This is a genomic window from Streptomyces xanthophaeus (genome assembly GCF_000725805.1).
Lineage (GTDB): Bacteria > Actinomycetota > Actinomycetes > Streptomycetales > Streptomycetaceae > Streptomyces > Streptomyces xanthophaeus.
Genome location: NZ_JOFT01000151.1, coordinates 1 through 247, shown reverse-complemented (window position 1 = coordinate 247; position 247 = coordinate 1). Strand labels below are relative to the sequence as shown.

Here is a 247-nt window from a genome sequence, read left to right as displayed (position 1 = left end):
CGGGTGCTGGCGCCGAAGTTGGATGCGGCGGTGCATCTGCATGAGTTGACGGCGGGTATGGAGCTGTCGGCGTTCGTGTTGTTCTCGTCGGTTGCGGCGCTGGTCGGTGGTCCGGGTCAGGGCAACTATGCCGCGGCGAATGCGTTCTTGGATGCGTTGGCTGCGTCCCGTCGGGCGGAGGGTCTGGCGGGGAGTTCGCTGGCCTGGGGTCTGTGGGCGACGGCTGGTGGTATGGCGGGTGAGCTCG

At 67.6% G+C, this 247-nt stretch carries 1 protein-coding gene; it reads left to right on the top strand.

Features of this window, described 5'->3' with window-relative positions:
• The coding region (locus tag IO30_RS41150; protein ID WP_157853405.1) for a KR domain-containing protein at nucleotides 1–247 on the top strand (247 nt) is incomplete at both ends.